General features: G+C 55.2%; 25 protein-coding genes. 5 read left to right on the plus strand and 20 right to left on the minus strand.

Translation table 11 applies throughout. The annotated features are described in order from the left end of the window. Nucleotides 1-19: 19 nt before the first annotated feature. A complete protein-coding gene (gene aroQ / locus AC5EFR_RS06180; protein WP_493575075.1) occupies nucleotides 20-457 on the plus strand; it encodes a type II 3-dehydroquinate dehydratase in 438 nt (145 codons plus the stop codon). Between the two features lie 2 nt (nucleotides 458-459). After that, a complete protein-coding gene (locus AC5EFR_RS06185) occupies nucleotides 460-1,221 on the plus strand; it encodes a helix-turn-helix transcriptional regulator (protein ID WP_493575009.1) in 762 nt (253 codons plus the stop codon). Between the two features lie 387 nt (nucleotides 1,222-1,608). Here AC5EFR_RS06185 and tsf read toward each other — a convergent pair whose 3' ends face one another. From tsf to AC5EFR_RS06250, 13 genes are all read right to left on the minus strand, one after another. Further along, entirely contained in the window at nucleotides 1,609-2,484 is an 876-nt protein-coding gene (tsf, locus tag AC5EFR_RS06190) for a translation elongation factor Ts (RefSeq protein ID WP_493575010.1), read from the minus strand. A gap of 123 nt (nucleotides 2,485-2,607) precedes the next feature. Continuing rightward, nucleotides 2,608-3,381 carry a 30S ribosomal protein S2 gene (gene rpsB / locus AC5EFR_RS06195; protein ID WP_493575011.1) on the minus strand — a complete coding sequence of 258 codons (774 nt, stop codon included), beginning with the start codon at nucleotides 3,379-3,381 and terminating at the stop codon, nucleotides 2,608-2,610. Nucleotides 3,382-3,605: 224 nt separating this feature from the next. Then, nucleotides 3,606-4,295, minus strand: a complete 690-nt coding sequence (phoB, locus tag AC5EFR_RS06200; protein ID WP_493575012.1) for a phosphate regulon transcriptional regulator PhoB — start codon at nucleotides 4,293-4,295, stop codon at nucleotides 3,606-3,608. A gap of 2 nt (nucleotides 4,296-4,297) precedes the next feature. Further along, the gene (gene phoU / locus AC5EFR_RS06205; RefSeq protein ID WP_493575013.1) at nucleotides 4,298-5,032 is read right to left on the minus strand and encodes a phosphate signaling complex protein PhoU; all 735 of its coding nucleotides are present in this window, start codon (nucleotides 5,030-5,032) and stop codon (nucleotides 4,298-4,300) included. After that, nucleotides 5,032-5,835 carry a phosphate ABC transporter ATP-binding protein PstB gene (gene pstB, locus AC5EFR_RS06210; protein ID WP_493575014.1) on the minus strand — a complete coding sequence of 268 codons (804 nt, stop codon included), beginning with the start codon at nucleotides 5,833-5,835 and terminating at the stop codon, nucleotides 5,032-5,034. Before pstB ends, phoU begins: the two co-directional genes overlap by 1 nt. A 16-nt stretch (nucleotides 5,836-5,851) precedes the next feature. Continuing rightward, the gene (pstA, locus tag AC5EFR_RS06215; protein ID WP_493575015.1) at nucleotides 5,852-7,216 is read right to left on the minus strand and encodes a phosphate ABC transporter permease PstA; all 1,365 of its coding nucleotides are present in this window, start codon (nucleotides 7,214-7,216) and stop codon (nucleotides 5,852-5,854) included. Next, nucleotides 7,216-8,703, minus strand: a complete 1,488-nt coding sequence (pstC, locus tag AC5EFR_RS06220) for a phosphate ABC transporter permease subunit PstC (protein WP_493575016.1) — start codon at nucleotides 8,701-8,703, stop codon at nucleotides 7,216-7,218. The genes pstA and pstC overlap by 1 nt, the downstream gene beginning before the upstream one ends. 95 nt (nucleotides 8,704-8,798) lie before the next feature. Beyond that, on the minus strand, nucleotides 8,799-9,839 hold the full coding sequence (locus tag AC5EFR_RS06225; RefSeq protein WP_493575017.1) for a PstS family phosphate ABC transporter substrate-binding protein: 1,041 nt from the start codon (nucleotides 9,837-9,839) through the stop codon (nucleotides 8,799-8,801). Between the two features lie 374 nt (nucleotides 9,840-10,213). Further along, nucleotides 10,214-11,251, minus strand: a complete 1,038-nt coding sequence (locus AC5EFR_RS06230) for a sensor histidine kinase (protein ID WP_493575018.1) — start codon at nucleotides 11,249-11,251, stop codon at nucleotides 10,214-10,216. Then, the gene (locus AC5EFR_RS06235) at nucleotides 11,251-12,426 is read right to left on the minus strand and encodes a trans-sulfuration enzyme family protein (RefSeq protein WP_493575019.1); all 1,176 of its coding nucleotides are present in this window, start codon (nucleotides 12,424-12,426) and stop codon (nucleotides 11,251-11,253) included. The genes AC5EFR_RS06230 and AC5EFR_RS06235 overlap by 1 nt, the downstream gene beginning before the upstream one ends. Nucleotides 12,427-12,490: 64 nt before the next feature. Continuing rightward, nucleotides 12,491-13,012, minus strand: coding sequence for a gamma carbonic anhydrase family protein (locus AC5EFR_RS06240; protein WP_493575020.1), 522 nt, complete (start codon nucleotides 13,010-13,012; stop codon nucleotides 12,491-12,493). Continuing rightward, on the minus strand, nucleotides 13,009-13,662 hold the full coding sequence (gene gmk / locus AC5EFR_RS06245; RefSeq protein WP_493575021.1) for a guanylate kinase: 654 nt from the start codon (nucleotides 13,660-13,662) through the stop codon (nucleotides 13,009-13,011). Before gmk ends, AC5EFR_RS06240 begins: the two co-directional genes overlap by 4 nt. Before the next feature lie 3 nt (nucleotides 13,663-13,665). Further along, nucleotides 13,666-14,544: a YicC/YloC family endoribonuclease gene (locus AC5EFR_RS06250; RefSeq protein ID WP_493575022.1), complete on the minus strand. Its 879-nt coding sequence runs from the start codon at nucleotides 14,542-14,544 to the stop codon at nucleotides 13,666-13,668. Nucleotides 14,545-14,758: 214 nt separating this feature from the next. Between AC5EFR_RS06250 and AC5EFR_RS06255 the strand changes: the two genes are divergently transcribed. Beyond that, nucleotides 14,759-15,535, plus strand: a complete 777-nt coding sequence (locus AC5EFR_RS06255; protein WP_493575023.1) for a PAS domain-containing protein — start codon at nucleotides 14,759-14,761, stop codon at nucleotides 15,533-15,535. 106 nt (nucleotides 15,536-15,641) lie between these two features. Here AC5EFR_RS06255 and AC5EFR_RS06260 read toward each other — a convergent pair whose 3' ends face one another. Continuing rightward, the gene (locus tag AC5EFR_RS06260) at nucleotides 15,642-16,403 is read right to left on the minus strand and encodes an ABC transporter permease (protein WP_493575024.1); all 762 of its coding nucleotides are present in this window, start codon (nucleotides 16,401-16,403) and stop codon (nucleotides 15,642-15,644) included. A gap of 99 nt (nucleotides 16,404-16,502) precedes the next feature. Between AC5EFR_RS06260 and AC5EFR_RS06265 the strand changes: the two genes are divergently transcribed. Then, on the plus strand, nucleotides 16,503-18,611 hold the full coding sequence (locus AC5EFR_RS06265) for a 4Fe-4S binding protein (protein WP_493575025.1): 2,109 nt from the start codon (nucleotides 16,503-16,505) through the stop codon (nucleotides 18,609-18,611). Nucleotides 18,612-18,698: 87 nt separating this feature from the next. Here AC5EFR_RS06265 and AC5EFR_RS06270 read toward each other — a convergent pair whose 3' ends face one another. The 6 genes from AC5EFR_RS06270 to pedF all read right to left on the minus strand — a co-directional run bounded on the left by AC5EFR_RS06270 (nucleotide 18,699) and on the right by pedF (nucleotide 24,904). Further along, nucleotides 18,699-19,484, minus strand: coding sequence for an FAD binding domain-containing protein (locus tag AC5EFR_RS06270; RefSeq protein WP_493575026.1), 786 nt, complete (start codon nucleotides 19,482-19,484; stop codon nucleotides 18,699-18,701). A 102-nt stretch (nucleotides 19,485-19,586) separates the two neighbouring features. After that, the gene (locus AC5EFR_RS06275; RefSeq protein WP_493575027.1) at nucleotides 19,587-21,956 is read right to left on the minus strand and encodes a xanthine dehydrogenase family protein molybdopterin-binding subunit; all 2,370 of its coding nucleotides are present in this window, start codon (nucleotides 21,954-21,956) and stop codon (nucleotides 19,587-19,589) included. A 97-nt stretch (nucleotides 21,957-22,053) separates the two neighbouring features. Further along, nucleotides 22,054-22,539 (minus strand): (2Fe-2S)-binding protein, encoded by a 486-nt coding sequence (locus AC5EFR_RS06280; protein ID WP_493575028.1) that lies wholly within the window; start codon nucleotides 22,537-22,539, stop codon nucleotides 22,054-22,056. A 66-nt stretch (nucleotides 22,540-22,605) separates the two neighbouring features. Continuing rightward, nucleotides 22,606-23,121 (minus strand): SRPBCC family protein, encoded by a 516-nt coding sequence (locus tag AC5EFR_RS06285; RefSeq protein WP_493575029.1) that lies wholly within the window; start codon nucleotides 23,119-23,121, stop codon nucleotides 22,606-22,608. An 86-nt stretch (nucleotides 23,122-23,207) separates the two neighbouring features. Then, on the minus strand, nucleotides 23,208-24,089 hold the full coding sequence (locus AC5EFR_RS06290) for a substrate-binding periplasmic protein (protein WP_493575030.1): 882 nt from the start codon (nucleotides 24,087-24,089) through the stop codon (nucleotides 23,208-23,210). 113 nt (nucleotides 24,090-24,202) lie between these two features. Beyond that, on the minus strand, nucleotides 24,203-24,904 hold the full coding sequence (gene pedF / locus AC5EFR_RS06295) for a cytochrome c-550 PedF (RefSeq protein WP_493575031.1): 702 nt from the start codon (nucleotides 24,902-24,904) through the stop codon (nucleotides 24,203-24,205). Nucleotides 24,905-25,080: 176 nt separating this feature from the next. Between pedF and AC5EFR_RS06300 the strand changes: the two genes are divergently transcribed. After that, nucleotides 25,081-26,244 (plus strand): ABC transporter substrate-binding protein, encoded by a 1,164-nt coding sequence (locus tag AC5EFR_RS06300; protein WP_493575032.1) that lies wholly within the window; start codon nucleotides 25,081-25,083, stop codon nucleotides 26,242-26,244. The last annotated feature ends 21 nt before the right edge of the window (nucleotides 26,245-26,265 follow it).

Below are 26,265 nucleotides of genomic sequence, written 5' to 3' on the forward strand. Positions count from 1 at the left end.
TCAAGCTTTGGGAGGTTTTATGCGCTCATTTTTGATACTTAACGGTCCAAACCTGAACTTACTCGGGACACGCCAACCCGAGATTTATGGCCATACGACTTTATCGGACGTCGAAGACATGTGCCGGACACATGCCGAGAAAATCGGTGTCTCTGTCACCTGTGCCCAATCCAATCACGAAGGCGCGCTCGTCGACCTTGTTCAGGATGCGCGCGGCAAACATGACGGCATTATTTTGAATGCCGGTGCCTACACCCACACGTCGATTGCGCTGATGGATGCGATCAAAGGATGTGAGGCCAAAGTTGTGGAGCTTCACTTGTCCAATATACATGCCCGCGAAAGCTTTCGTCACACATCATTTATCTCGCCTGTGGCTATCGGTCTGATATGCGGGTTTGGTGCTCAGGGCTATATTTTGGCTATGGATGCCTTGAACAACGATTTGGAGGCTTGATCATGAAAGCCAATTTGCGTGTCTATCTGACCGAGCTTACCAATGTCGACAATGTCGAAGACCTTTGGGCGCTGCATTGTGAAAAAATGGCCGAGTTTGGTTTCGATCGTCTGATTTATGGATTTACACAATTCATGACCCCGACGTCTTTCGGCGATCCCAATGACTTCGTTGTTCTCAGCAATCATACACCTGAGTACCGCAAAGGGTTTGTCGAAGGTGGCTTGTATCGCAATGCACCTATGGTGCGTTGGGCCTTGGAAAATGAAGGCCACGCAAGTTGGCGTGTCATGGCAGAACAGATTTCGCGCGGGACATTGGACGAGAAAGTACAACAGGTCATTGCTTTCAACCTGACGCACAAGGTTCATGCTGGCTACACCGTGAGTTTTAAATCCGTTTCCAGCCGTGCCAAAGGGGCAATATCGCTCTGTGCGCGCGCGGACATCAATCAGGATCAGCTTGACGAAATGTGGGAAGACCATGGTGGTGACATCGTATTGATGAACAACCTTGTGCACCTCAAAATCATGACGCTACCAATTCCGTTGCAAAACCAAAACCTGACACCACGTCAGCGTGAGGCCTTGGAATGGGTTGGAGATGGCAAAACAATGCAAGACATTGCGCAAATCATGGGGCTCACTCAGGCCACGATTGAAAAACATCTGCGATTGGCGCGCGACACGTTGAATGTGGAAACCACTGCGCAAGCGGTCGCCAAAGCAGCGTTCCACAATCAAATGTATATTATCCACGCCTAACCCCCCTACCCCAACCGCACCTCAGGTCGCTTTTTTTCGTCCAAATGGCACCTAAACAGGAAGCACAGATTTCCGAGCTTACTTAAGGTCCGGAAAACCTGACTTCCGTTGCGGAAAGATACCTGCGAACGTGGTGGTGTTCCGTGAGTGGTGGCCGTTTAGGCCATGGAACATAAGGAAAAATACCCCGCCTATTGACGGGCTCTTCTTTTCTGACGCGGGTTGGTTAATCGATTTACGAAGCGCCAATCAGCACCCTTTCGGGGCCTCCGCCTTCATCCCCAATGTCTCTGGCGGAGGTCCCGATTTCCCCAACACCGTCATGTATTGGCCCAAACAAAAAAGGCCGCTCAAAGAGCAGCCTTTTCTACGTCTATGAAAGACAGATTAGCCTTGAACGGCTTTGGCAACTTCCGCTGCGAAATCTTCTTCTTTTTTCTCGATGCCTTCGCCAACCTGCATACGCACATAGCCAACGATCTCGGCACCGGCTTCTTTGGCAGCTTGCTCAACGGTCAGGTCAGTGTTCATGACGAACTGCTGGCCCAGCAAAGTGACTTCGGCCAGGAATTTCTTCATGCGGCCAACGATCATCTTTTCGATAACCTGCTCAGGTTTGCCGGATTCACGAGCGATGTCGATTTGAACCTGACGTTCTTTTTCAACAACAGCCGCGTCCAGATCCGCTTCGGAAAGCGACTGAGGATTGGCCGCTGCGATGTGCATGGCAACCTGCTTGCCGAACGCTTCGTCGCCGCCCTTAAGCGCAACCAGAACACCGATCTGGCCCATGCCAGTTGTCGCAGCGTTGTGGATATAGGATGTCACAACGTCGCCTTCGACGGTCGCCATGCGGCGGACCGACATGTTTTCACCGATGGTGGCGATTTTGTCGGTGATGGTGTCGGCAACTGTTTTGCCACCCAAATCGGCGGCGGTCAGCGCGTCAACATCGGCAACATTCAGAGCTGCGGCAGCAATGCCACCAACCATTTCCTGGAACTCGGCGTTCTTGGAAACGAAGTCGGTTTCGGAGTTCACTTCAACAGCAACACCTTTGCCACCGTCAACAGCCACGGCCACAAGACCTTCGGCGGCGGTACGGCCGGATTTTTTGGCGGCTTTCGCCAGACCTTTGGTACGCAGCCAGTCAATGGCGGCTTCCATGTCACCGTCGGTTGCTACCAACGCTTTTTTCGCGTCCATCATGCCCGCGGCAGTGATTTCGCGCAGTTCTTTTACCTGTGCAGCAGTGATCGCCATGATTTGGCTTCCTCTTCTGAAAATGCAATGCGGGTGGCTCTGCGCCACCCGTTTTGGTCATGCGCGCCCTGTTTCATCAGGTTTAGTGTCACCTTGATGACACCTGCGCATTAGCCGAGCGGCTTAAGCTTCGGCAGGAGCTTCTTCGGCAACAGCTTCTTCAGCTGGAGCTTCTTCCAAAGCACCCAGATCGATGCCTGCGGCTTCCATTTGGCCGGTCATACCGTCCAGAGCAGCGCGCGATGCCAGATCTGTGTAAAGGGCGATAGCGCGGGCCGCGTCATCGTTACCTGGGATGATGTAGTCAACGCCGTCAGGCGAGCAGTTGGTGTCAACGATCGCAACAACTGGAATACCCAGTTTGTTGGCTTCGGCAACGGCCAGTGCTTCTTTTTTAACGTCGATGACGAACAGCATGTCAGGAACGCCGCCCATTTCGCGGATACCGCCAAGCGATGCCTGCAGTTTGGTCTGGTCACGTTCCATGCCAAGACGCTCTTTCTTGGTCAGGCCTTCGGCGCCAGTTTCCATCAGCTCGTCAATGGTGCGCAGGCGCTGGATCGACTTGGAAACGGTCTGCCAGTTGGTCAGCGTGCCGCCGAGCCAACGGTGGTTCATGTAATACTGGGCGCATTTTTCAGCAGCATCTGCAACAGGCTGAGCTGCCTGACGCTTGGTGCCTACAAAAAGAACGCGGCCACCTTTGGCAACGCAATCGCGGATCGCTTTGAGCGCCTGGTCCAGCATGGGAACAGTTTGCGTCAGGTCCATGATGTGGATGCCATTGCGCGAGCCGTAGATGAACTCGCCCATACGGGGGTTCCAGCGCTGGGTTTGGTGACCAAAGTGAACGCCCGCTTCAAGCAGCTGACGCATGGTGAACTCAGGAAGAGCCATGTCTTTATCCTTTCCGGTTTCATATCCTCAGCGGGGGATCAAAGGGCATCAATGTGGCCTTCAACCGGTGGACTTTGAGGATGTCTCCCTCAAACGCCCGCCCCCGCCTGTGGGGTTCGTGGGCGCGCTTTACCCCGGCTGGCAACATCCTGCAAGAGCGAAAGGGCTAAAACGCTATATTTCTTTGATCATTGGTGGTGTGATCGAACACTCTGGTCATTGGGTTATCCCAGGGCATAGCCGGCACCACGGACCGTGCGCAGCGGATCGTCGCCGCCGTGTTGGCACAACGCTTTGCGCAAGCGACCGATATGAACGTCTACGGTGCGGGTATCAACATAGATGTCGCGGCCCCACACCCGGTCAAGTAGCTGATCACGAGACCACACCCTGCCCGGCTTTTCCATAAAGGTGCTGAGCAAGCGAAATTCGGTTGGGCCAAGTTTGAGCGCCGCACCGCTTCGCGTCACGCGATGGGTTTCAGGATCAAGCATAATATCCTGATAATCAAGCTGAACCCCGACGGCGGCCGGTCGCGTACGGCGCAATTGCGCGCGCACCCGCGCCATCAATTCGACCACGGAATAGGGTTTGACCACATAGTCATCGGCCCCGGTTTCAAGCCCCCTCACCCGATCAACCTCTTCGGATCGGGCCGAAAGCATGATAATTGGTACATTGCGGGTTTCGGGGCGTGTCTTAATTTGGCGACAGACTTCGATACCCGACACATTCGGCATCATCCAATCCAGCACAATGATGTCCGGGTTTTCCTCGGCCACAATCACCAGCGCCTCTTCGCCATTTTCGGCCCGGACAACCCGAAAGCCTTCGGCCTCAAGGTTGTAGGCTAAAATCTCGCGTTGCGCCGCCTCGTCTTCGACCACCAATACCGTTGGTTGCTCGCTGGACATGGTTAGGCTCCGTTACCTGCGTGCTGCGGCCCAAGTGTTGTCGAGGTCTTGTCCTTCTTCAACCGTGCTTCATCCGGTTTGCTTCCGGTCGCCAAAAACACCACCTGTTCGGCGATCGAGGTCACATGGTCGCCCATGCGTTCGATATTTTTGGCGATAAAGTGAAGGTGCATACAGGCGGTGATGTTGCTTGGATCTTCCAACATAAAGGTTAGGAATTCGCGGAACATGGTGTTGTGCATCTTGTCCACGTCTTCATCACGGGCAATCACATCAAGCGCCAGCGCCTCGTCACGTTGGATATAGGCATCCAGCGCATCCTTGAGCATCAGCTCAACCTCACGCGCCATGCGGCGCAATGAGGCTGGCGTGTCGCCCACCGGTGGCATTTGCACCAATACGCCGGTGCGTTTGGCGATGTTCTTGGACAGATCCCCAATGCGTTCCAGATTCGCCGACATCCGCATGACGGACAAAACAACCCGCAAATCCGTTGCCGTGGGCGAGCGCAGCGCAATCACCCGCGCCGCTTCTTCGTTCAGAACGTCTTCAAGATCATCAATGATTTTATCCCCGGCGCGGACTTTTTCGGCCAGTTCAATATCACGCGTCTCAAGCGAGGCTGCGGCGTCCATGATCGAGGCTTCGACCAAACCACCCATCTTCATGATCTGCGCCTGAATACCTTCCAGTTCCCGGTCAAAGGCACTGACAATGTGGTTGTTTAGATCGTTCATCAGCCAATCCGTCCTGTAATATAGCTCTCGGTACGCGGGTCTTCTGGGTTTGTGAAAATTTTGCCCGTTTCGCCAAATTCCACCAAATTACCAAGGTGGAAGAAGGCTGTTTTCTGGCTGACACGCGCAGCCTGCTGCATCGAGTGGGTCACGATAACCACCGAGTATTCTTGACGCAGCTCATCAATCAATTCTTCGACTTGAGCGGTCGCAATCGGGTCAAGCGCCGAACACGGTTCATCCATGAGTAAGACTTCGGGTTCTGTGGCAACCGCACGGGCGATGCAAAGGCGCTGTTGCTGACCACCGGACAAGCCGGTGCCGGGCGCATGCAGGCGATCTTTGACCTCATCCCAAATCGCACCGCGACGCAGGGATTTTTCGACGATCTCGTCTAGCTCGGCCTTGTTGCGGGCAAGTCCGTGGATGCGCGGCCCATAGGCGATATTATCATAGATCGACTTGGGGAATGGGTTGGGTTTCTGGAACACCATCCCAACCTTGGCGCGCAATTGCACCGGGTCGACACGCTTGTCATAGATATTGTCACCATCCAAGAGAATTTCCCCCTGAACCCGGCAAATATCAATAGTGTCATTCATCCGGTTCAAACAGCGCAGGAAGGTGGATTTGCCACACCCCGAGGGGCCGATAAATGCGGTGACACATTTGTCTTCGATCTCGACGTTCACATCTTTGATCGCGTGGGTGTCGCCATAATGAACCTGCACGTTATTTGCGCTGATTTTGATGTCGTTCACGATGAGGTCTTTCTCTGCGCGGTGTGTTTGTACGTCATACATGGTGTCTTACTCCCTCTTACCACCGGCGCTCAAAGCGGCGGCGCAGGATGATGGCGATGATGTTCATGGTCAAAAGGAACACCAATAGAATGATGATGCCGCCCCAGGCGCGTTCATAGTAGGCCGGGTCAGCGCGCTTTGCCCATTCATAGATTTGCGCCGGCATGGCCGAGTTTGGATCAAGGAAACCGGAGCCGATGCCGCTTGGGTAGTTGGTGGCAATATACCCCACCATCCCGATCAACAACAAAGGTGCGGTTTCGCCCAAGGCCTGAGCCACGCCAATGATAGTGCCGGTCAAGATGCCCGGCATCGCCAGCGGCAGCACATGGTGAAACACCGCCTGCATCTTTGAAGCCCCAATTCCAAGCGCCGCGTCACGAATGCTTGGCGGGACTGATTTTAGCGACGCGCGGGTCGAGATGATGATCGTCGGCAAGGTCATCAGGGTCAGAACAAGACCACCCACCAACGGGGCCGATTGTGGCAGATGCGCGAACTGGATGAACACAGCCAGACCCAGGATACCAAAGACAATCGAGGGAACCGCCGCCAGATTGGAGATGTTGACTTCGATCACATCGGTCCAGCGGTTTTGCGGGGCAAATTCCTCAAGGTAGATCGAGGCCGCGACGCCAATTGGCAAAGACAATCCCAACACAACCAGCATCATGAAGAACGACCCAAGGATCGACACGCCCATGCCCGCCTGTTCGGCCCGGCTTTCCGACGCATCTGCACCGATGATAAAGTCGATGTTGAACTGTTTTTGGATCACATCGGCTTTGGTCAAAGCGTCAACCAGATCGAGGTGCGTCGGCTTGATGTTTTTGTCGCGTGCCACGGAGTCGCGGGTGACGCGATCTTTGAGGTATCCGTCGACCCGAGATGAGGCGAGAATACGAAACGTAACGGTTTCACCGATCTGCATCGGGTTCGCGATCACATAGTCACGGACCTGCGCTGCGGCCGAGGCCGAAATCAGCGCCTTCATGTCCTTGCGCTTTTTCAACGGTGTCTCAACGCCAAGCTCGGCGACTTTGTCAAACAAGGCCTGTTGAACCAGAGGCGTATAGCCAAAGGTCGAAACCTTCTTGATGTTTTCAATCTGGCGCCCGCCCTTTTTGTCAAGCTTGGCCGGATCAAGGTACACATCCACCGAGATAAAGGTCTGTTGAAATGCCCCAACCCCGTTCGACAGGATCGCGCCCAGCAAAACCACCAGAAAGAAGACACCGGCGGCCACGGCGGCAATGCCATACATCCGAAAACGTGTTTCCGAGGCGTTGCGGCGTTTGGTGCGTGCATCCACTGTCATCAAGGATGACTTGGCGCGCGGCTCGTGCCCAGTGTTGGGCGTGTTTAGGCTTGCATCGGTCATTAGTCGTACTGCTCCCGATATTTGCGCACGATATATAGGGCAAAGACGTTCAATCCGAGCGTCAGAATGAATAGGGTCATGCCAAGGGCAAAGGCGACAAGCGCCTCGGGCGAGGCAAAGTCCGCGTCACCGGTCAGCTGGCTGACGATTTTTGCGGTCACGGTTGTCATGGCTTCAAAGGGGTTCAGGCTAAGACGGGCGGCGGCCCCTGCCCCAAGCACCACAATCATGGTTTCCCCAATGGCCCGCGAGGCCGCTAGCAAAACCGCCCCCACGATACCGGGCAAGGCAGCGGGCAAAACAACCTGTTTGATGGTTTCGGATTTGGTTGCGCCAAGCCCAAAGGACCCATCGCGCATCGCCTGCGGCACCGCATTGATGATGTCATCAGACAGCGAGCTCACAAAGGGGATCAACATGATGCCCATGACCAAACCGGCGGTCATCACCGCGGTTCCGGCCTGCATCCAGCCCAATCCTTCGTCTCCAAAGACACCAATCAAAAGTGGGCCAACAGTCAGCAAGGCAAACAGACCATACACAATGGTCGGGATGCCGGCCAAAACTTCGAGCATCGGCTTGGCAATCGAGCGGACCTTGGAGCCTGCATATTCAGACAAGTAAATCGCCGCAAACAACCCAATCGGTACGGCGACCAGCAAGGCAATCAGCGAGATGTACAACGTGCCCCAAAGCAAGGGCAAAATCCCGAGTTTGGACAGCGGGTTGCCATCACTATCAATCCCGCCACCAAAGCTTGGCAGCCAAGTCGGTTCAAAGAAAAACGCGGTGATCGGATAGAGGCGGAAGAACTCGACCGTATTAAATATCAGCGACAGGATAATTCCAACGGTGGTCAAAACCGCAATCGACGCCGCCGCAACAAGCAACATGCGGATCGATTTTTCGACGACGTTGCGGGCGCGGAAATCAGCTTGGGTTCCTCGCATTCCCCAAACCAATCCGGAGGCCGCAATGATCAATACCGCAATTGTCATATAAAGCGCACTCATACTTCTTAAGACGCGGTATTCTTGGGCGGCCAAAAGAATGGGCTGCGTGATGGTCGATGTCACGATCTGGCCCGCGTCCTTGAGGCGCGCCGTCATATCAGACACATCAGCGCGAGCGTTTCGCGCGTCATCTTCTGACATCACGCCCGCAGCGACGGCGTTGTCCAATCCATCGGCAGTTCGGCGCACCTCGGCCATAACAAGGCTTGCGCTTGATCCTTCGCGAATTTCGCTATCTGGGATCATTCCGATTACGCGACTGTCGACAACAAAAGGCTGCACAAGCAACCAAATCACCAACAGCAAAAGCGCGGGAACCACGGTTTTGATCGCGACGTTAGAGCCGTAATAAGACGGCAGTGAATGCAAGTGGCGGCTGTCGCCCCCTGCGTTTGCAAGCGCGCGTTGTCGACCAAAAACATAGCCGAGTGCCGCGAGCCCGAGCACGATCATAACAAGCCAGAAAACAGGCATCTGCCCCCCTGCGGGTTGGTTTAGGAAGAATTTGGAAAAGGTCCTAAAAGACAAATGGGGCGGCGAAATATGCCGCCCCGTCCGTAACGTAAGGCTTACATGCCTTCCATCATGGTTTTCTCATCGGCAACTGCCGCCTGAGTGGCTTCCAGCTCTGGGTCAGACACGAGGCCATACTCGGACAAAGGACCGTCGGAGCCAGCAATCTCTTCGGAAACGAAGAACTCAGCATATTCTTTCAGGCCAGGAATAACACCGATGTGGGCTTTCTTGACGTAGAAGAACAGTGGGCGAGACACAGGGTATTCACCGGTCGAGATGCTCTCGGTCGATGGTGCAACGCCGCCCATTGTGGCCACTTTCAACGTGTCTGTGTTGTTCTCATAGAAGGCCAGACCGAATACGCCGATGCCGTTCGGGTTGGCGTCAACACGGGCAAGGGTCTCGGTGTAGTCGCCGTCGATGTCGACAGAAACGCCATCAGTACGCACTTCGTAGCAGGCTTTGCCAGCGGCTTTCTTGTCGCCACCGTTTTCGGCCATATAGAGGTCAAATGCGCCGGCTTCTTTACAGCCTTCAACCAGGACCTTTTCTTCGAACACTTCGCGTGTGCCGTGCTTGGTGCCGGGGATGAACGCGGCGATGTCGGCGGCTGGCAGGTCAGCGTTGAAATCGGCCCACTGCTTGTGGGTGTTTTCAACCAGAGCGCCGTCTTTGACAACTTTAGCGGCCAGACCGTTGAAGATGTCGACCGGCTGGAAGGATGTGTAGGCTGGGCCGTCGATTTGCGAGGCAAATACAATGCCATCATACCCGATGCGCACTTCGATGATGTCGGTCACACCGGCTTCGGCACAGGCTTTGATCTCTTTGTCTTTGATTTTGCGCGACGCGTTGGCAACGTCGATGGTGTTTTCGCCAACACCTTCGCAGAAACGCTTGAGGCCAGCAGAAGAACCACCAGATTCAACAACAGGTGTAGGGAAGTCGAAGTTTTCGCCAAAGGCTTCGGCAACGATCGAAGCATAAGGAAGAACGGTCGAAGAACCGGCGACCTGCACGTTGTCACGAGCAAAAGCGGCAGAAGCAGAAACGGCGGCGATTGCCAGCACGGAAGCGGTCAGTTTCACGGTCATGGTGAACTCCTGAAAAGTTACTTAACTGCGATCATCCCTGTGATGATCTCCGGGGCCTGAACTATTAACGTCTCGCAATGCTTTTGTGACAGGTATGTAACAGTTTTATGAAACACCCTCGAGTGACGTCAGGTGACCGAAGTAAGGCACTGTAAAACAAAAGTTTAAAAGAAATTCTCGGGTTTGCAGGTTCAACAAATTAGACCGCCAAATGTCGGTCAAATCCGTTTGGTGACGCCTTTTGTGACAGCAAAGACGACAACAAGAATCGAAAGCCCGCTCTTATTAGCACCAACGATTTAGAAACCGGTGGTCCAAAACCGAGCAAGGAACGCCAATGGCCACGACATACCGTATTTGGCGTGCGGCGGATTCTATGTGACAGGCAGGATGACCGTGAAACAGGTGCCCCGCCCTTTTTCGCTCACCACCTCAAGACGTCCGCGATGGCGATTTACGATGTGCTTCACAATCGCAAGCCCAAGGCCGGTGCCCCCCATCTCGCGCGAACGGTGGCTATCAACCCGGTAAAACCGTTCTGTCAAACGTGGGATGTGATGTACGTCAATCCCCTGACCCGTATCGTAAACGGCCAAGCGCACCGCTTGACACCTCAGGCGCGGTTCATAGGTCGGACCCGTCAAGGACAAGGTGACAACGGACCCAGCACCAGAATACTTGATGGCGTTTTCCGCCAAGTTATTGAGAACTTGCCGGATTTGATCCCGGTCCCCAACCATCGACACATCTGTATCGGGCAGGTCGGTTTTTAACTCAACGCCAGAATCTTTTGCCAAAGCGTTCAAACTATGCGCCGTCGTTCGAATAACATCCGCCGGAGACATGATTTCGGTCGGACGTACCCGCTCTTCGGCTTCAACCCGACTAAGTGACAGAAGGTCGCCCACCAGTCGGTTCATCCGTTTGGATTCGTCGTCCATAATATCAAGGAACCGCATCCGCGCCCCGGCATCATCACGGGCCGGTCCTTTGAGGGTTTCGATAAACCCGATCAAAGCGGTCAAAGGCGTGCGCAACTCATGGCTGACATTGGCAACAAAATCCCGGCGCATCTGCCCGGCTTGTTCAAAGGCCGTGACATCCTCAAAACATACCAAAACCGCCGGTTCGGGTGTCGATTCCACAAAGCGGACCGACACCTTGTATGTGGTGTCCTGTTGGCCGTCGTTGGTGAGGTATTCGCTTTTGCGCGGCTTTGCGTCCCTGAGCGAGGCTTCGATGGCCTCGATCAACATCGGCTGACGCAGCGCCGTAATGAAATGCCGCCCCTCAATCCCCGCGCCCAACAGTTTCAGGGCCGGTTCATTTGCCGCCTCAATCCGTTCGTTTGCCCGGATTAGAAGCGCGGGCCAGGGAACTGCGGACACAAACGGGGCGGCATCACATTGCATTATCGGGTCCTTGTTGCCTTTAGGCCCTTATCAAAAACGGCGATCAAAGCGTCCGGGTCTTCGAGCCCAACAGAGACGCGAAAGAACCCTTCGGTGATGCCATTCTCAAGGCGCTCGGCCTCGGGGATGTTACGATGGGATGAGGAGTTGGGGTGCGAAATCGTTGTTCCGACATCGCCCAAAGTCGGCGCAAAGGCCAACTCGGCTGCGGTCGCGGTAAAGGCGTTGGCCGCTTCGCGACCGCCTTCGATTTCAAAGCTAACCATATTGGCCCCTTTGCCACGCAAAAGGCTTTGGGCACGGGCGCATTCCGGGTGATCGGGACGGGTCGGATAGGCAACCATTTTGACACCGGGTTGAACCGCCAAGAAGTCCGCCAATCTTTGTGCGGTTTGCTGGGCCCGATCATAGCGCAGTTCAAACGTTGCCAATCCACGTTCGGCCAGCCAGCAATCAAAGGGGCTCCCTGTTAGACCATGGGTCACCGCATAAATGGTCATCCGCTCCATCAAGGCGGGGTCTTTGGCCGCAACCCAGCCCAAAGTCACATCCGCATGTCCCGCGAGCAATTTGGTGACCGAATGCAAAACAATGTCGGCCCCATGTTCAATCGGTTTCAATGCGGCCGGTGTGGTAAAGGTGTTGTCGACGACAAGAAGAACACCCTTGGCGGCACACACCTCGGCGATACCGTTAAGATCGGCAATACGGATTGTTGGGTTCGAAACCACTTCGACCAAGACAAGTTTGGTGTTGGGCTTGATCGCATCGGCGACGGCCTTGGCATTTGTGGTATCGGCAAGCGATGTTTCTATCCCGTAGCGCGGCAAATCTTCGGCCAGCATTCGCAAGGACCGGCCATAAAGCTGGCTACCGCCGATCACATGATCGCCTTGTTCGCACAATCCCATCAATGCCGCGCTCACCGCCGCCATGCCTGATCCGACGATAATACCGCCTTCCATGCCTTCGAGCGCATCAATGCGACGGGCCAAAACATCCGCATTTGGGTGACCTTCGCGGGCATAGGTATAGCCCTGAACCTCACCAACATATTGCGAATCCAGCTCATCAGGTGTTTGCGAGGCATAAACAACCGATGGCATGATCGGTGTGGCCACGGCCTTGGATTGGCTCGTTGGAATCGCGACGGGACGTTGCAGGGTGGATTTCATTCCATGACCTTCATTTCAGGGCCAAAAATGACCCTAGCGCAAGAGTGTAACGGTGAAATGACAGTTAAACTTCTGTCAGCTCCTTGGCAAAGAGCGCCGCGTTTTTTTGGTAATGCAGAGCGGACAATTTGTTTTTCTCAATCACGGTATCATCGAGCTGACGCACGACTTTGCCCGGCATCCCCATGACCAAACTGCCATCGGGAATCTCTTTGCCTTCGGTGATCAAGGCCCCTGCCCCAATCAAACAATTCTTGCCAATCTTGGCCCCGTTCAAAATGGTTGCGCCCATACCAATTAGGCTGTTTTCACCAATGGTACAGCCGTGAAGCATGACTTTGTGACCAATGGTACAGCCTGCGCCGATTTGCAAAGGAAAGCCAAGGTCGGTGTGACAGACCACATTCTCTTGAATGTTGCTTCCGGCCCCAATGCGAATTTCTTCGTTGTCGCCACGGATGGTACAGCCGAACCAGATGCTTGTTTTGTCTTCCATCACCACACGGCCAATCACATTGGCATCCGGCGCAACCCAAGCGGTGTCAGCGATATCAGGCGCAACGCCTGCCAGAGAATAAACGGTCATGATAGCTCCTGAAATTCAGTCTGAAGGTTACGCGCATGTTCAACAAGGCTTGGCTGTTGCAAGCGACGCAGGCGTGTGGCTGTGACGATGGTTTTCAGATCGGCAAATGTCTTGTCAAGATCGTCATTCACCAAAACATAGTCATAGCTGCCCCAATGGCTAATCTCGTCCCAGCTTTTTTGCATGCGTTTGGCAATCACGTCATCGCTATCTTGTCCACGGCCAATCAAACGGCGCCGTAATTCAACGATAGATGGCGGAAGAATGAACACCGAAAGCGTGTGTTGCCCAAGCGAGGAATTCACAATCTGCTGCGCGCCTTGCCAGTCAATGTCGAACAACACATCGCGGCCGGATTCAATCGCCTCTTGAACCGGAGCTTTGGGCGAGCCGTAGAAGTTTCCAAATACGTGGGCGTGTTCCAACATACCGTCATCGGCCACTTGCCGTTTAAAGGCATCCTCTTGCAGGAAATGATAATGCTCACCGTCTACCTCACCGGGGCGCGGCGCCCGTGTGGTGGCCGAAACGGAAAAACTCAGGCTCGGATCCCAGTCTAGCAACCGGCGCGACAGGGTCGATTTGCCGGCGCCCGACGGGCTAGACAGGATAATCAGTAGGCCACGCCGATTGTTTTGGCGGTCGCTCATGTCTTACTCCACATTCTGAACTTGTTCGCGCATCTGGTCGATCAGCGTCTTGAGCGACAGACCCAGGCGCGTCAACTCGGCATCGCCGGATTTTGAACACAGCGTATTCGCCTCACGGTTAAATTCCTGCATCAGAAAGTCGAATTTCCGGCCAATCGCGCCTTTGGTCTCCATCAACTCGCGTGCGGCGGCGACATGGGCATTCAGACGGTCAATTTCTTCGGTCACATCGGCCTTGACCGCAATCATGGCCAATTCCTGCGCAATACGCGCCTCGTCAACGGCATCCACATTGTCAAGAACGCGGGCCAATTGAATCTTGAGTCGCTCGGCGTGTTGCGGCGCGCGCATTTCTGCCAGATTTGCCGCCTCGTTAACCAATGAGTCGACTTCAGACAGCTGCCGATCAAGGATTTCGGCAAGTTTTTGCCCCTCTGAATCGCGCATTTTTTTGAAATCCGACACAGCATGGTCAAAATCGGTCAAAATTGTGGCACGCAACGCGGCATGGTCCACATCCCCCGCCTCGGTGGTCAAAACCCCGCGCAATCCGACGATATCGGCGGCGGTTGACGGTGCCAAAGACAGCCCCTTGTTCATCGCCTCATTTTCGATCTCGGTCATGGCATCTAGAACGGCTTTTAACTGTCTGGTATCCAGCCGCGGGGCCCCCTCGCTCCCTTCGGAAGATACGCGCAAAGAAACCTGTATATTTCCGCGACTTAGCGCCGCGTTTAGGCGTTTTCGAACCTCAATTTCCAGTCCCTCAATCCAGTCTGGCAATCGTAAGCGAAGGTCAAGCCCCTTGCCGTTGACGCCGCGCAGTTCCAGCCCCCAGACAAACCCATGTCCAGAGCCTTGTTTGCTCGCGAACCCTGTCATTGATTGCCGCATATAAGGAGCCTCCACTTGTGCCTGAAATGGGGTATCGGCTCCTCGCCCTCAAGGCAAGCGTCTGAAGGTTGTGTTAACCTATAGGACACAATTGAGGCGAATTTGCGTCAAAGCTCTGATAGTAATACTTCAGTAACGAAGATTACGCAGGCTTGGTGGACGGGGGCCCTCCAACGACGCGCCAGACGATAGGAGCGGAAACATGTTGGGCAATGGTGGAAACGGTCGGGATATCGTGCAGATGTCTGAACGCGACAAAAACAGAAGACTGGCACCTCTACGCAACGTAGAGTCCTATTGGCTTGGCCTGTGTCAGGACAATCAAGTGCCGCTGCGCAGCCAGATTGACCCGCGCGGCATGGAAAACGCCCTTGAGTATGCGTTTTTGATGGAACGGATTGCGCCCAGCATGGCCAAAATTCGCGTGGCTGGCTCCCATTTGTCCGACCTGATGGGAATGCAGATCGCTGGCATGCCGCTCTCTAGCCTGATTGCCCCATCTGATCGCGACCGTTTTGGTCAGGCTGTAACAAAGCTTTTCGGTGATCCGGCGATCATCAAGATTGATCTCAAAGCCGAAGGTGGCTTTGGCAAGCCCGACCTCGAAGGTCACATGCTTCTCTTGCCGCTGCGCTCTGACTTTGGCGATATGAGCCGCGCCTTGGGTGTGTTTGTCAGCAACGGTAAAATCGGGCGCACGCCGCGTCGTTTCACCATCACAAATGTAGCGGTCAAACAGGCTGTGTCTTCCGGTATTATTGATCGCCGCCCGGTCAAAGTAACCGAACCAGAGCCGACACCAGAGCGTGCCTTTCGCGAACCTGCGACGCCGTTCCGGGGCATGATGAGCAAAAAAGCGACAGAGGACGCCGCAAAATCACAAGGTGTGCCCAAAGTTGGCAAAGCCATTCAGGGCAAATCTAGTCCCCCAACAATCAAACGCGGGCACCTGCGATTGGTTGTCTCAAACGACGACTAGGTGTTAAAAGCGGCCCAAAGGCCAGACTGACAGACTGAGGAATTCAGGGCCATCAAGAGCCCAAGTGAGAAACGCTCGCCATGTCGCGGGCGTTTTTCTATTTTTGCTAGGCTGTTCGCCATGCCGTAGCCCGCGCTTCCCACCGTTGCACGATTAGGTATTCAACCGCCAACATCACGGTTGTAAAGCTCACTGCATAGGCCAAAACAGACGCCGTATCAAAGAGTTGGAAGTACAAGTGAATCTGAAAGCCAACCCCATTTGAGCGCCCCAAAAACTCGACCACCAAAACAATCTTCCAGATTACGGCCAAACCATTGCGGGTGCTGGCGGCGACAAAGGGGCCAAGTTGCGGCCAAATCACATGTCGTAAACGGCTCCACAACGACATGCGATAGACCTGCGCCATGTCGCCCACTCCGCGATCAAGGGCGCGCACACCTTCACGAATGGTCACAGTCACCATGGCGGTTTTGTTAAGAGCAACCGCAACTATGGCCGCTAACTCGTTGAGGCCAATCCACAAATAGCAAAGAACGATGATCACCAAGGCCGGCAAGTTCAACATCACTGTCACCCATGGATCAAGCCAGCGATTGGCGCGCGGGCTGCTCCCGAGCCAAATTCCCAGCGCCGCCCCAACGCACATGGCCAAACAAAACGCAGCCATCACACGTCCAAAGGTCTGGGACATGTGAAACCAAAGCTTGCCATTTTGAGTTTCCGACAAAATCACCTGCCAAACAGCCGCCGGACCAGGCAAAATATCGGGATCATTGCCGATTTTCGCGGCAACATACCAAACAATGCCAAGACCCAACAAAGACAGGGCGGTGATATGAGCCGGTGCTCGGGTGGTTGCTGTCATTTTTGTCTCCCTAACAGTAACCATATCGTGACGCGCCTGCCCTGCCCCTTGCACCAAGGTCGCATATCTGGCGCGGCGACGGCTGCTTAGATTTTGTGCATGAAACATACACTTTTCCTTGCAACCATCCTTTGGTGTCTTAGCACATTTGGCCTTTGGGCCGAGCCCGCGACCGAGGAAGACATCAGCGCCCGAATATTTGCCCCTATGTCGCTTGGCGCACAGCTATCTGATGACGGCATTTACGAATTGCTAAACTCTGGCGGTGCCCACGCAGGTTATGTTTTTCAAACCGAACCCATGGCCCCGCTACCCGGATTTTCCGGCGCGCCTATCAATATTTTGGTGGTCTTAGACCTTGAGGGGCGGTTTTTGGACGTTCAGTTGATTGACCACAATGAGCCAATCTTCGTATCCGGTCTTGGCCAAGCTCCTTTTCACGCGTTTTTTGAACAATATCGCGGCCATTCCATCTCAGATAGCCTTGTTGTCGGCACGCCCTATGGCAGCGGTTCAGATGGCAGTGGTCTTGTCTATTTGGACGGTGTCACCAAGGCCACGGCATCGGTCCGGATCGCCCATGAAACGATATTGGCGTCGGCCCTTCAGGTCGCGCGCGAAAAAATGGGCGGGATTGCCTCCGGCCCTCCGGCCTTCCCAAATCCTGACATAAATGAACCCCTTAGCTGGCAAGATGCGGTCGAACAGGGCTTGATCAACCGCCACACTGTTTCAAACGCCAAGGTTCAGGAGCTTTTCAAGGGAACAACTTGGGAAGACGACGATCCCGACGCTGTTGATTTCCCTGATGCCCCCTACCTCGACCTTTGGGTGGCCGATCTGGGGCCCAGCTCGATTGCGCGCGCCTTGCTATCAGAGGACACATTGGAAGAACTCGACCTCTTTACGTCGATCTCAACCTTTGATGAGCCAATCTTGGTGGTCGAAACTGCTCGCCACGGGCTGGTATCACCGGACTTTGTACGAAATACCGCCCCGGATTGGATCGGTGCAGAACAAGGCGGTTTTCCGATCGCGCTGCGTGATGCAGATTTGTTTGTTGAATTGCATGACGATGCTCCGGATGAGCTTCATGATGGTGTTGCGCTGATTTTGCGCACCGACAGACGGCTTGGCTTTGATCCAGCGTCGCCTTGGACCATGAATGTTACCGCCATTCGCGAACATGGTATGTTCCAACCTGAGACCGGGTCTGTAACGCTCGCCGTTGAGCACAGCACCGATGCTCGGTTCTTTACCCGTCCCGGAAAAGTTGAGCGCCTGTCGCCCTTCGAAGAAGCAATCCGCAGTCGTCAAAACGACCTGATCACACTGGCGATTGGCCTGGCTGTCCTCCTTCCATCACTGCTGTTTGCCCAATCTCGCCTTGCAGGATTGGGTGCCTTTACCCCCATTCGATTGGCGGTTCTGGCAGCGGTTTTGGGGTTCGTTGGTTGGTGGGGCCAAGGGCAACTGTCTATCGTGACCCCTTTGGCATCCTTGCAAACAGCCATGACCGGCGGCAGCTTTGCTTTCCTGCTCTATGATCCATTTTCGCTCTTGGTTTGGATAGCGGCCATTGTTGGATTTGTCCTTTGGGGACGCGGTTTGTTTTGCGGCTGGCTCTGTCCCTTTGGTGCAATGCAGGAATTTCTGCATCATATCGGTCGTTTGCTGCGCATTCCGACCTATGATGTGCCCCGCCACATCGACCAACACCTTAAAAAGCTGAAATATGTTGCCTTGGCCGGATTGATCGGGGTCACGGTTTACGCCCCCGAACACATGGACAAAGCGGCGGAGATTGAACCGTTCAAAACCGCGATCACAACCTTCTTTGTGCGTGAATGGTATTATGTCGCCTATGCTGCGCTTTGGTTGGTCCTAGGCTTGTTTGTTTTCAAAGGCTTCTGCCGCTATCTTTGCCCATTGGGTGCATTGATGGCGATCGGTGGTTTCCTACGCATCCGCAAATGGATTCCGCGCCGGATAGAATGCGGTAGCCCCTGCCAATTGTGCAAAGTGAAATGCAACTACGGTGCTATTCGTCAAACTGGGGCGATTCAGTATGACGAATGTTTTCAATGTCTGGACTGCGTCACCATTCACGATGATGACCAACAATGTGTGCCGTTGATCCTCAAGGCCAAAGCCGCAAAACGCGCCCCGCGTGTTACCGGCCATCCCAATCAAGTTCCGGCCGAGTGATGAGATCACTTTAAGACATCCATCTAAGCCATTGATAAAAAAACGCCCCGCAAATTTGCGGGGCGTTTCATAATCATTTCATTAGGTTTAGCTCGCGGCGGCAACGGCCCGTTTGGTCATAACCTTCACCAGATGAGCGCGGTAATCACCCGACCCGTGTAGGTCTGAGATCATCCCATCACCCGATACCGAAAGCCCTTCCAAGGCATCGGCGCTGAAGTTGCCCGAAAGCGCTGCCTCGGCTTCGCTCCACCGGAACACACCTTCTTCGGAGGCACCTGTCACAGCGACGCGCACACCGTCAGCGTATTTGGCAACAAACACACCCACGAGCGAGAAACGCGACGCTGGCTGTTCGAACTTCTGATAGGACGCGGCCTCAGGCACCGGGAAGCTAACCGAAGTGACAATCTCGCCCTCGTCCAGCGCCGTGGTGAACATGCCTTGGAAATAATCGTCCGCGGCGATGTCACGGTTGTTGGTGGTGATCGTCGCACCAGACGCCAAAGCAGCTGCCGGGTAACAGGCCGAGGGGTCATTATTGGCCAAAGAGCCGCCAATTGTCCCTCGGTTGCGCACCGCAGGATCACCGATATTGTTGGCGAGATCCGCCAGCGCCGCATAGGCCCCCGCTTCTGCCGCAACGGTCGCGTGATTTGTGCCGCCGCCAATGGTGATTTTGCCACCATCAGACGAAACGCCTTTGATCTCATCAATGCCAGACAAGCTGACCAGAACCGATGGTGATGCCAAGCGCTGTTTCAGGGTTGGGATAAGCGTTTGCCCGCCCCCCAATGCCTGTGCATCTTCTTTGCCCAACGCGGTGGCTGCATCTGCAACGCTGGTCGGACGCTCTACGTCAAAAGAATACATTCTTTCATTCCTCCCTTGGCAATCAAAGCGGCTCTCGCCTCTTCATCTTGCCAAATAAACTCCGGGGGTCCGGGGTTGCCCCCGGACCACACCTCTCATCCATTAGCCGTTCATGGCTTCCCAAACGCGGCTCGGCGACACCGGCATGTCGATATGCTCGACATTGTGGTTGCCCGAGTTCAACGCATCAAGCACCGCATTCACAACGGTCGGCGGGGAGCCGATGGCACCGGCCTCACCACAGCCCTTCACCCCAAGCGGGTTGTGGGTGCATGGGGTCTGGCAGGAATGATCCACCACGTAATTTGCCATATGCGGCAAATCATCGGCGCGCGGCATGGCGTAGTCCATGTAGGACGCGCTCAACAGCTGACCATTTTCATCATAGGCACAGTTTTCCAACAGCGCCTGACCGATGCCCTGAGCGATCCCGCCATGCACTTGGCCCTCGACGATCATCGGGTTGACCACATTGCCGAAGTCATCTGCCGAAACGAACTTTTCGATGGTCACCTTGCCGGTCTCCGGGTCCACCTCGACCTCGCACGCATAAGCGCCCGCTGGATAGGTGAAGTTGGCCGGATCATAGAACGCGGTCTCTTCGAGGCCTGGCTCAATGTCTTCGAGCGGGTAGTTATGGGGCACATAGGCCGCCAAAGTCACATCTCCCCAAGCCACGGATTTATCCGTCCCTGCAACCGAGAACTGACCATCTTTCAACTCGATATCGCCCTCAGACGCTTCGAGAAGGTGGGCCGCGATCTTCTTGGCCTTGTTGATGATTTTCTCGGTCGCCCGAACCATGGCCGATCCACAGACCGCGAGCGACCGCGAGCCATATGTCCCCATGCCAAATGGGATCTTGGATGTATCACCATGTACGATGTCGATCATGCCCTCATCGATGCCCAGCATCTCGGCCACAACCTGCGGGAACACGGTTTCATGGCCCTGGCCATGGCTATGCGCCCCAACCATGACGCTGATCGAGCCGGTGGCATTCACCCGCACAGTCGCCGCATCATAGAGACCGGCCCGCGCGCCAAGCTGCCCCACTAGGTTCGACGGAGCAATCCCGCAAGCCTCGATGAAACAGTTCACACCACGGCCACGCAGCATCCCCTTGGCTTCCGACGCGGCACGGCGTGCGGCAAAACCCGGGAAGTCCATCAGCTCTTCCATCTTGTCCATGGTGGCGTTGTAGTCACCGGTGTCATATTCCACCGCGACAGGGGTGGCATATGGGAAGGACGTGATGAAGTTCTGACGGCGCAGTGCCATCGGATCGACGCTTAGTTCACGCGCGGCTTTGTCGATCAACCGCTCCAGCTGATAGGTCGCCTCGGGGCGGCCAGCGCCACGATAGGCATCCACCGGAACCGTGGTGGTGAACACCGCCTTGACGTTCACCTGTACGGCGGGCGTCTTGTAGTTACCGGCCATCAGCGTGCCATGCAGCCAGGTCGGAACCGAGGAGGCAAAGGTCGACAGATAGGCGCCCATATTGGCATAGGTATCCGTGCGCAGCCCAACAAAATTATTGTCAGCATCCAGCGCCAGTTCGATCTTGGATACGTGGTCACGACCATGCGCGTCAGACATGAACGCCTCTGAACGCGACGAGGTCCATTTGACCGCGCGGTTACAGGCTTTGGCCGCAAAGGTCACAAAGGCTTCTTCCGCATAGTGGAAGATCTTGGTGCCAAACCCGCCACCCACATCGGGGGCCACAACTGTCAGCTTGTGCTCGGGGATGCCCAAGACAAACGCGCCCATCAAGAGCCGGATCACATGCGGGTTCTGCGACGTGGTGTGCAGGGTCGAATGGTCACCTGCCCGGTTGTAATCACCAACAGCGACACGCGGCTCCATCGGGTTGGCCACCAGACGGTTGTTGGTTAGCTCCAGCGTGGTGACATGTGCCGCCCCGGCAAAGGCCGCATCCACTTCCGCGGTTTCCGTGCCGAATTGCCAGTCATAACACAGGTTGCTTGTCAGATCGTCGTGCACTTTGGTTGCGCCATCTTCCAGCGCGGCCTTCATGTCGACAACGGCCGGCAGCTCTTCTAGATCGACCTCGATGGCTTCGGCAGCATTGCGGGCCTCTTCGAGGCTATCGGCCACGACGGCTGCGATCGGGTCGCCCACATGGCGCACCTTGCCAATGGCCAGAACCGGGTGGGCCGGTTCCTGCATCGCGTCACCGTTCTTGTCGGTGATTTCCCAACCACAGGGAATGCCACCCACACCTTCGAAATCTGCGCCGGTGAAAATTTTCACCACGCCGGACATCGCTTCGGCGGCGGATGTGTCGATGTTTTTGATGTTGCCGTGCGCCATGTCGGAGCGCAGGAAATAAACGTAGGCTTGGCCGTAAACGTTTATATCGTCAGTATAATTGCCAGTGCCAGTCAAAAAGCGGACGTCTTCGCGCCGCTTTGGGCTTGCACCAATGCCATGATCCTTGGGCATGGTCTGTTCCCTCCCTTGGGTCGACGGGGGTATCCCCCATCTTACGGAAATCATTCCCGTGGCGGGCCTCCCCGCCGCGAACTCAAATCAAGTGGGCTTATTCAGCCGCGATGTTCGAAACATCCTGACCGCTGGCGGCCATGATCGATTTCACGATGTTATGGTACCCGGTGCAGCGGCAAATATTGCCTTCAAGGTAATCGCGAATTTCGGTTTCGCTTGGCTTTGGATTATCCTTGAGCAGCGCAGCCGCGGACATCACCATGCCGGGGGTGCAAAAACCGCACTGAAGGCCGTGATGATCCTGGAACGCCTGTTGGATCACCCCAAGAGAGCCGTCTGGGTTTTCCATGCTTTCGATGGTGTTCACCTCGGCGCCATTGGCCTCGGCTGCGAACATTGTGCAGCTTTTGACCGCTTCGCCGTTCACATGCACAACACAAGCACCACACTGTGAGGTGTCACAGCCCACATGGGTGCCAGTCAATCGAAGCTCTTCGCGCAGAAATTCGGTCATGAGCGTATTGCCCTTGACCGACTTGGTGACGGACTTGCCGTTCACCACCATGGTCACTTCTGTCATTTCTCTCCTCCCTTGAAGTCTAAATTCGTGCCCCCAGAGCAATTCTCCGGGGGTCATTTCCTTGGCTTAGCTCACGATACGTTTGAGCCAGCCCTTTTTCTTTTCGCCAGTCTCTTCGCTGGCCTCACCCTCTTCGGATGGGCCTTCGACGGCGTCTTTAAAGTTGTTAAAGAACTGGTCAGCCATCTTTTTGGCGAAACCGTCGACGATACGGCTCCCCAACTGGGCCAATTTTCCGCCTACTTTTGCCTCGACTTCGTAATGCAACAAAGTCCCACCATTTTCAGTCGCGGTTAGGGTCACATCGGCACCGCCTTTGGCAAAACCAGCGGCCCCGCCTTTGCCCTCACCAGCGAGATGCAGGCTGTTGGGTTCATCTAGATCCGACAGGGTAACATGCCCCTTGAAGGTCGCTTTGACCGGTCCGACTTTCTGTACAACTGTGGCGTCGAACCCGTCACTGGCATTGCCTGCCATTTCGGTACAGCCCGGAACACATTGCTTTAGAACGTCTGCATCCAGGATCGCGGCCCACACTTCCGACGTGGGTGCGTTGATCTCACGGGAATCGCTCATATGCATGGTTTTATCCTTTCCGTTAGCGCCAAGCCTAGGCGCACTGCCCCAAAGGGCATATTAGACTAATGGCCTAAGCCATGGGTTGAATTTCACCATTGCGGTGGATGAAAGCTGAGGCCGTAGTCGTGAAAAATCGCTTCGATACGGCCATCAGACAGGCCTTCGGTGATGGCGTCGCCAACCGAATAGGCCAAAGGTCGATAGGCAAAATGTACGCCGGTCCCCAATACCCAACTGGCACGAGAAAAACCCGGCAGCGGCGGTTCATGGATAGCAACGCTATCTCCTGCGTGGAATTCCAACTGCGCCCGAGGGCCCATTGCCGCCATGACGTCCCCCTTGTTTAGGGCTTCCATGGCCTCGGCCATGGTCTCAAAACGGCGCACGCCCTTGGCGGTTTGACCGCGCCCAAGGCTGGTCAGGTAAAAGTCGGCTATAGAATCGTTTTCGACCGCAACTGTGTCAAATCGAAAATAGGCCGGAACCGGTTTGTCATCCTCTTCATAGGCTGTTGTCGAATAAGCAATAGCCACACCTTCGTCGTGGTATTGACCGGGAAAGACCACCTGCTCAACCCGACAACGAAACGCACTATCATAGGGGACGCGCATCATAACATTGCTGACCGCGCCACCAACGATTGGACCTTTCCAAAGATTGTTGCGCAAATCTGCTTCTAGATTTTCACCTGCAGCCACGAATTTGAAACGTGGCTCAACCCCGATATACTCGGCAACCAAACGCGCGACATCAACATCGACACCGCGCGCCTTGCCCTTGTCTTGCCAAGAGTAGGGTGGATAATCCGAATAAAGCGCAAAAGTCATAAACCCTTGATCAATAATCTGATCGAGCTCCTGCCCCACAATGTCGCGACCAGCGTTTTGCGGTTTAGGCTGAGGTGCAAAATCGGCGCAGGGGTCAGCGGCGACCCCTGCGACGGGCACCACCAAAACTGTTGCGCAGACCATCAGCTTCGCGCGCAAAAGTTTTGCAAAACTTTTGCAAATCTCATGCATGAGATTTGAGCCCGCTCTCCTCTGATCGGTCATGTGATCGGCCCTCCTCCCTTACTTCAACCCGATCAGTTTGCCGCTGACAGCCCAATGGTCAAGGCCTCGGCAGCGCGGGTGATGCCTTCATCACTTCCGTCTAGCAACTTGGCCGCCCGGCTTGCCGCACTGTCCGCAATAGGAGCGCCAGACACAGTTTCGATCTTGGCAGCAATGTCATCCAATCGTGCCTTGATGCTATCGACATCTGCACCACCGGCCGCCAAAGCATCACGAATGGTTTTCAGCTCACTTGCCGCATCTGCCATCGAATCATCATCAGGACGGGTTTCGATATAGGTCCGGATCGCCCAGGCCGCATCTTGGCCTAGCAACTCGCCGAAGGCCGGCATTTTTGTGATTCCGTTTTGCGTGTAGCCGAATTGGAACCTCTCAACATACCACTCGTCGCCATATTCTTCGGCCTCAAGAAAGCGCAAATCGGGTGCAAGCCCCCCTGAGATCACTTCGAGACCATGACAGCGCGCGCAGTTCTGATTGTAACCGGATGACCCGATCTCAACGGCTAGGGCCCATGCCTCTTCCCCAATAGATTCGACGCGATAAGGGTTTTCCGTCAGCCATTCTTCACCGGTTTCCGGCAAGCCAGTAGTGTCCACCGCCTGGGGTGCAACATCACCATGCGCTTGAGCAAGCCCTGGTGCGAGTATCCCCGGTGTAATAATCAATGTCGAGGCCGCAAGAACAGCCGTGCGTAGTTTGAGTTTGGTCATGATGTCTCCTCCCGGATCGTCTCCGTTCCCGTTGCTCAAGGAGTAGGCCAAGCACCGCCACAAGCACCATTGGACTTTCGTGTCGCGCAGCCCGTCCTAATGAGGCCAATTTCCGACGTAGGTCGTATTGAGCCTGCCTAACCAGCGCGTACCTTAGTCGCTAACGGGAGGACACCATGAACAAGTTTTTGACCGCAGCCTGCGCTGCGATCATTGGTATTTCGTCGCAAGCGTCTGCCTTGGATGTCGAGATTCACTATATCCATCAAGAAGTTGAACAGCTGCCGACGTTGTCAAACCTCGACCCGATTCCCCATGACCTTGGGGCACAAGGTGCGCTGCTCGCATTGGAAGACAATGCAACCACGGGCCGGTTTCTAGGACAAAACTATATATTAGAGGTCACCACCGTCCCGATTGGCGGCGACTTTTCTCTGGCAATATCAGACGCCTTGAGCAAAACGGATCTTCTAGTTTTGGACGCCCCCTCCGAACAGCTCATCGCGGCGGCCGATCAGGCCCAAAGCAGCGCGGCCCTGGTGTTCAACGTCTCTGCGGCCGACACCGCTTTGCGCAGTGAACATTGCCGTGCCAACCTTTTGCACACCCTGCCCAGTCGCGCGATGCAGACCGACGCATTGATGCAGTTTTTTGTCAAACGTCGCTGGTCCGACATCGCCATGATCGCAGGGACACAGCCCGAAGATCTAGCCTATGCGACGGCCATGGACGCCTCGGCGCGCAAATTCGGAATGGCGATAGAGGCGCGCAAGACCTGGGCCTTTGATGCGGATATGCGCCGCAATGCCGCCCAAGAAGTCCCTCTCTTTACCCAAGAGCTTGGCGACTATGATGTTTTGGTTGTCGCGGATGAAGCCAATGATTTTGCCCGCTACATTCCATTTAACACATGGCATCCGCGCCCGGTTGCGGGGGCCGAAGGGTTAATAGCCACTGCCTGGGATCGCGTTGTTGAACAATGGGGCGCGGCTCAATTGCAATCTCGTTTTGAAGAGCAAGCCGGGCGTGCGATGTTGCCCCGCGACTATGCCGCCTGGGCCGCGGTCCGCTCAATTGGCGAGGCCGTGACGCGGACGCAATCCCAAGATGCCCAAACTCTTCGATCCTTTTTGTTGTCCGATCAATTCGAACTGGCCGGGTTTAAAGGCCGCCCCCTAACCTATCGGAGCTGGAACGGACAGTTGCGCCAACCAATCACCCTATCCCATCGCGGTGCGCTTGTGGCCTCGGCCCCGCTCGAGGGATTCTTACACCAACGCAGTGAGTTAGACACGCTCGGTCTCGATCAACCCGAAACCGCTTGTACGCAGTTTAACTAACCCCTCACCATTCCGGGCCCG

The organism is Pelagimonas sp. (genome assembly GCF_058892305.1).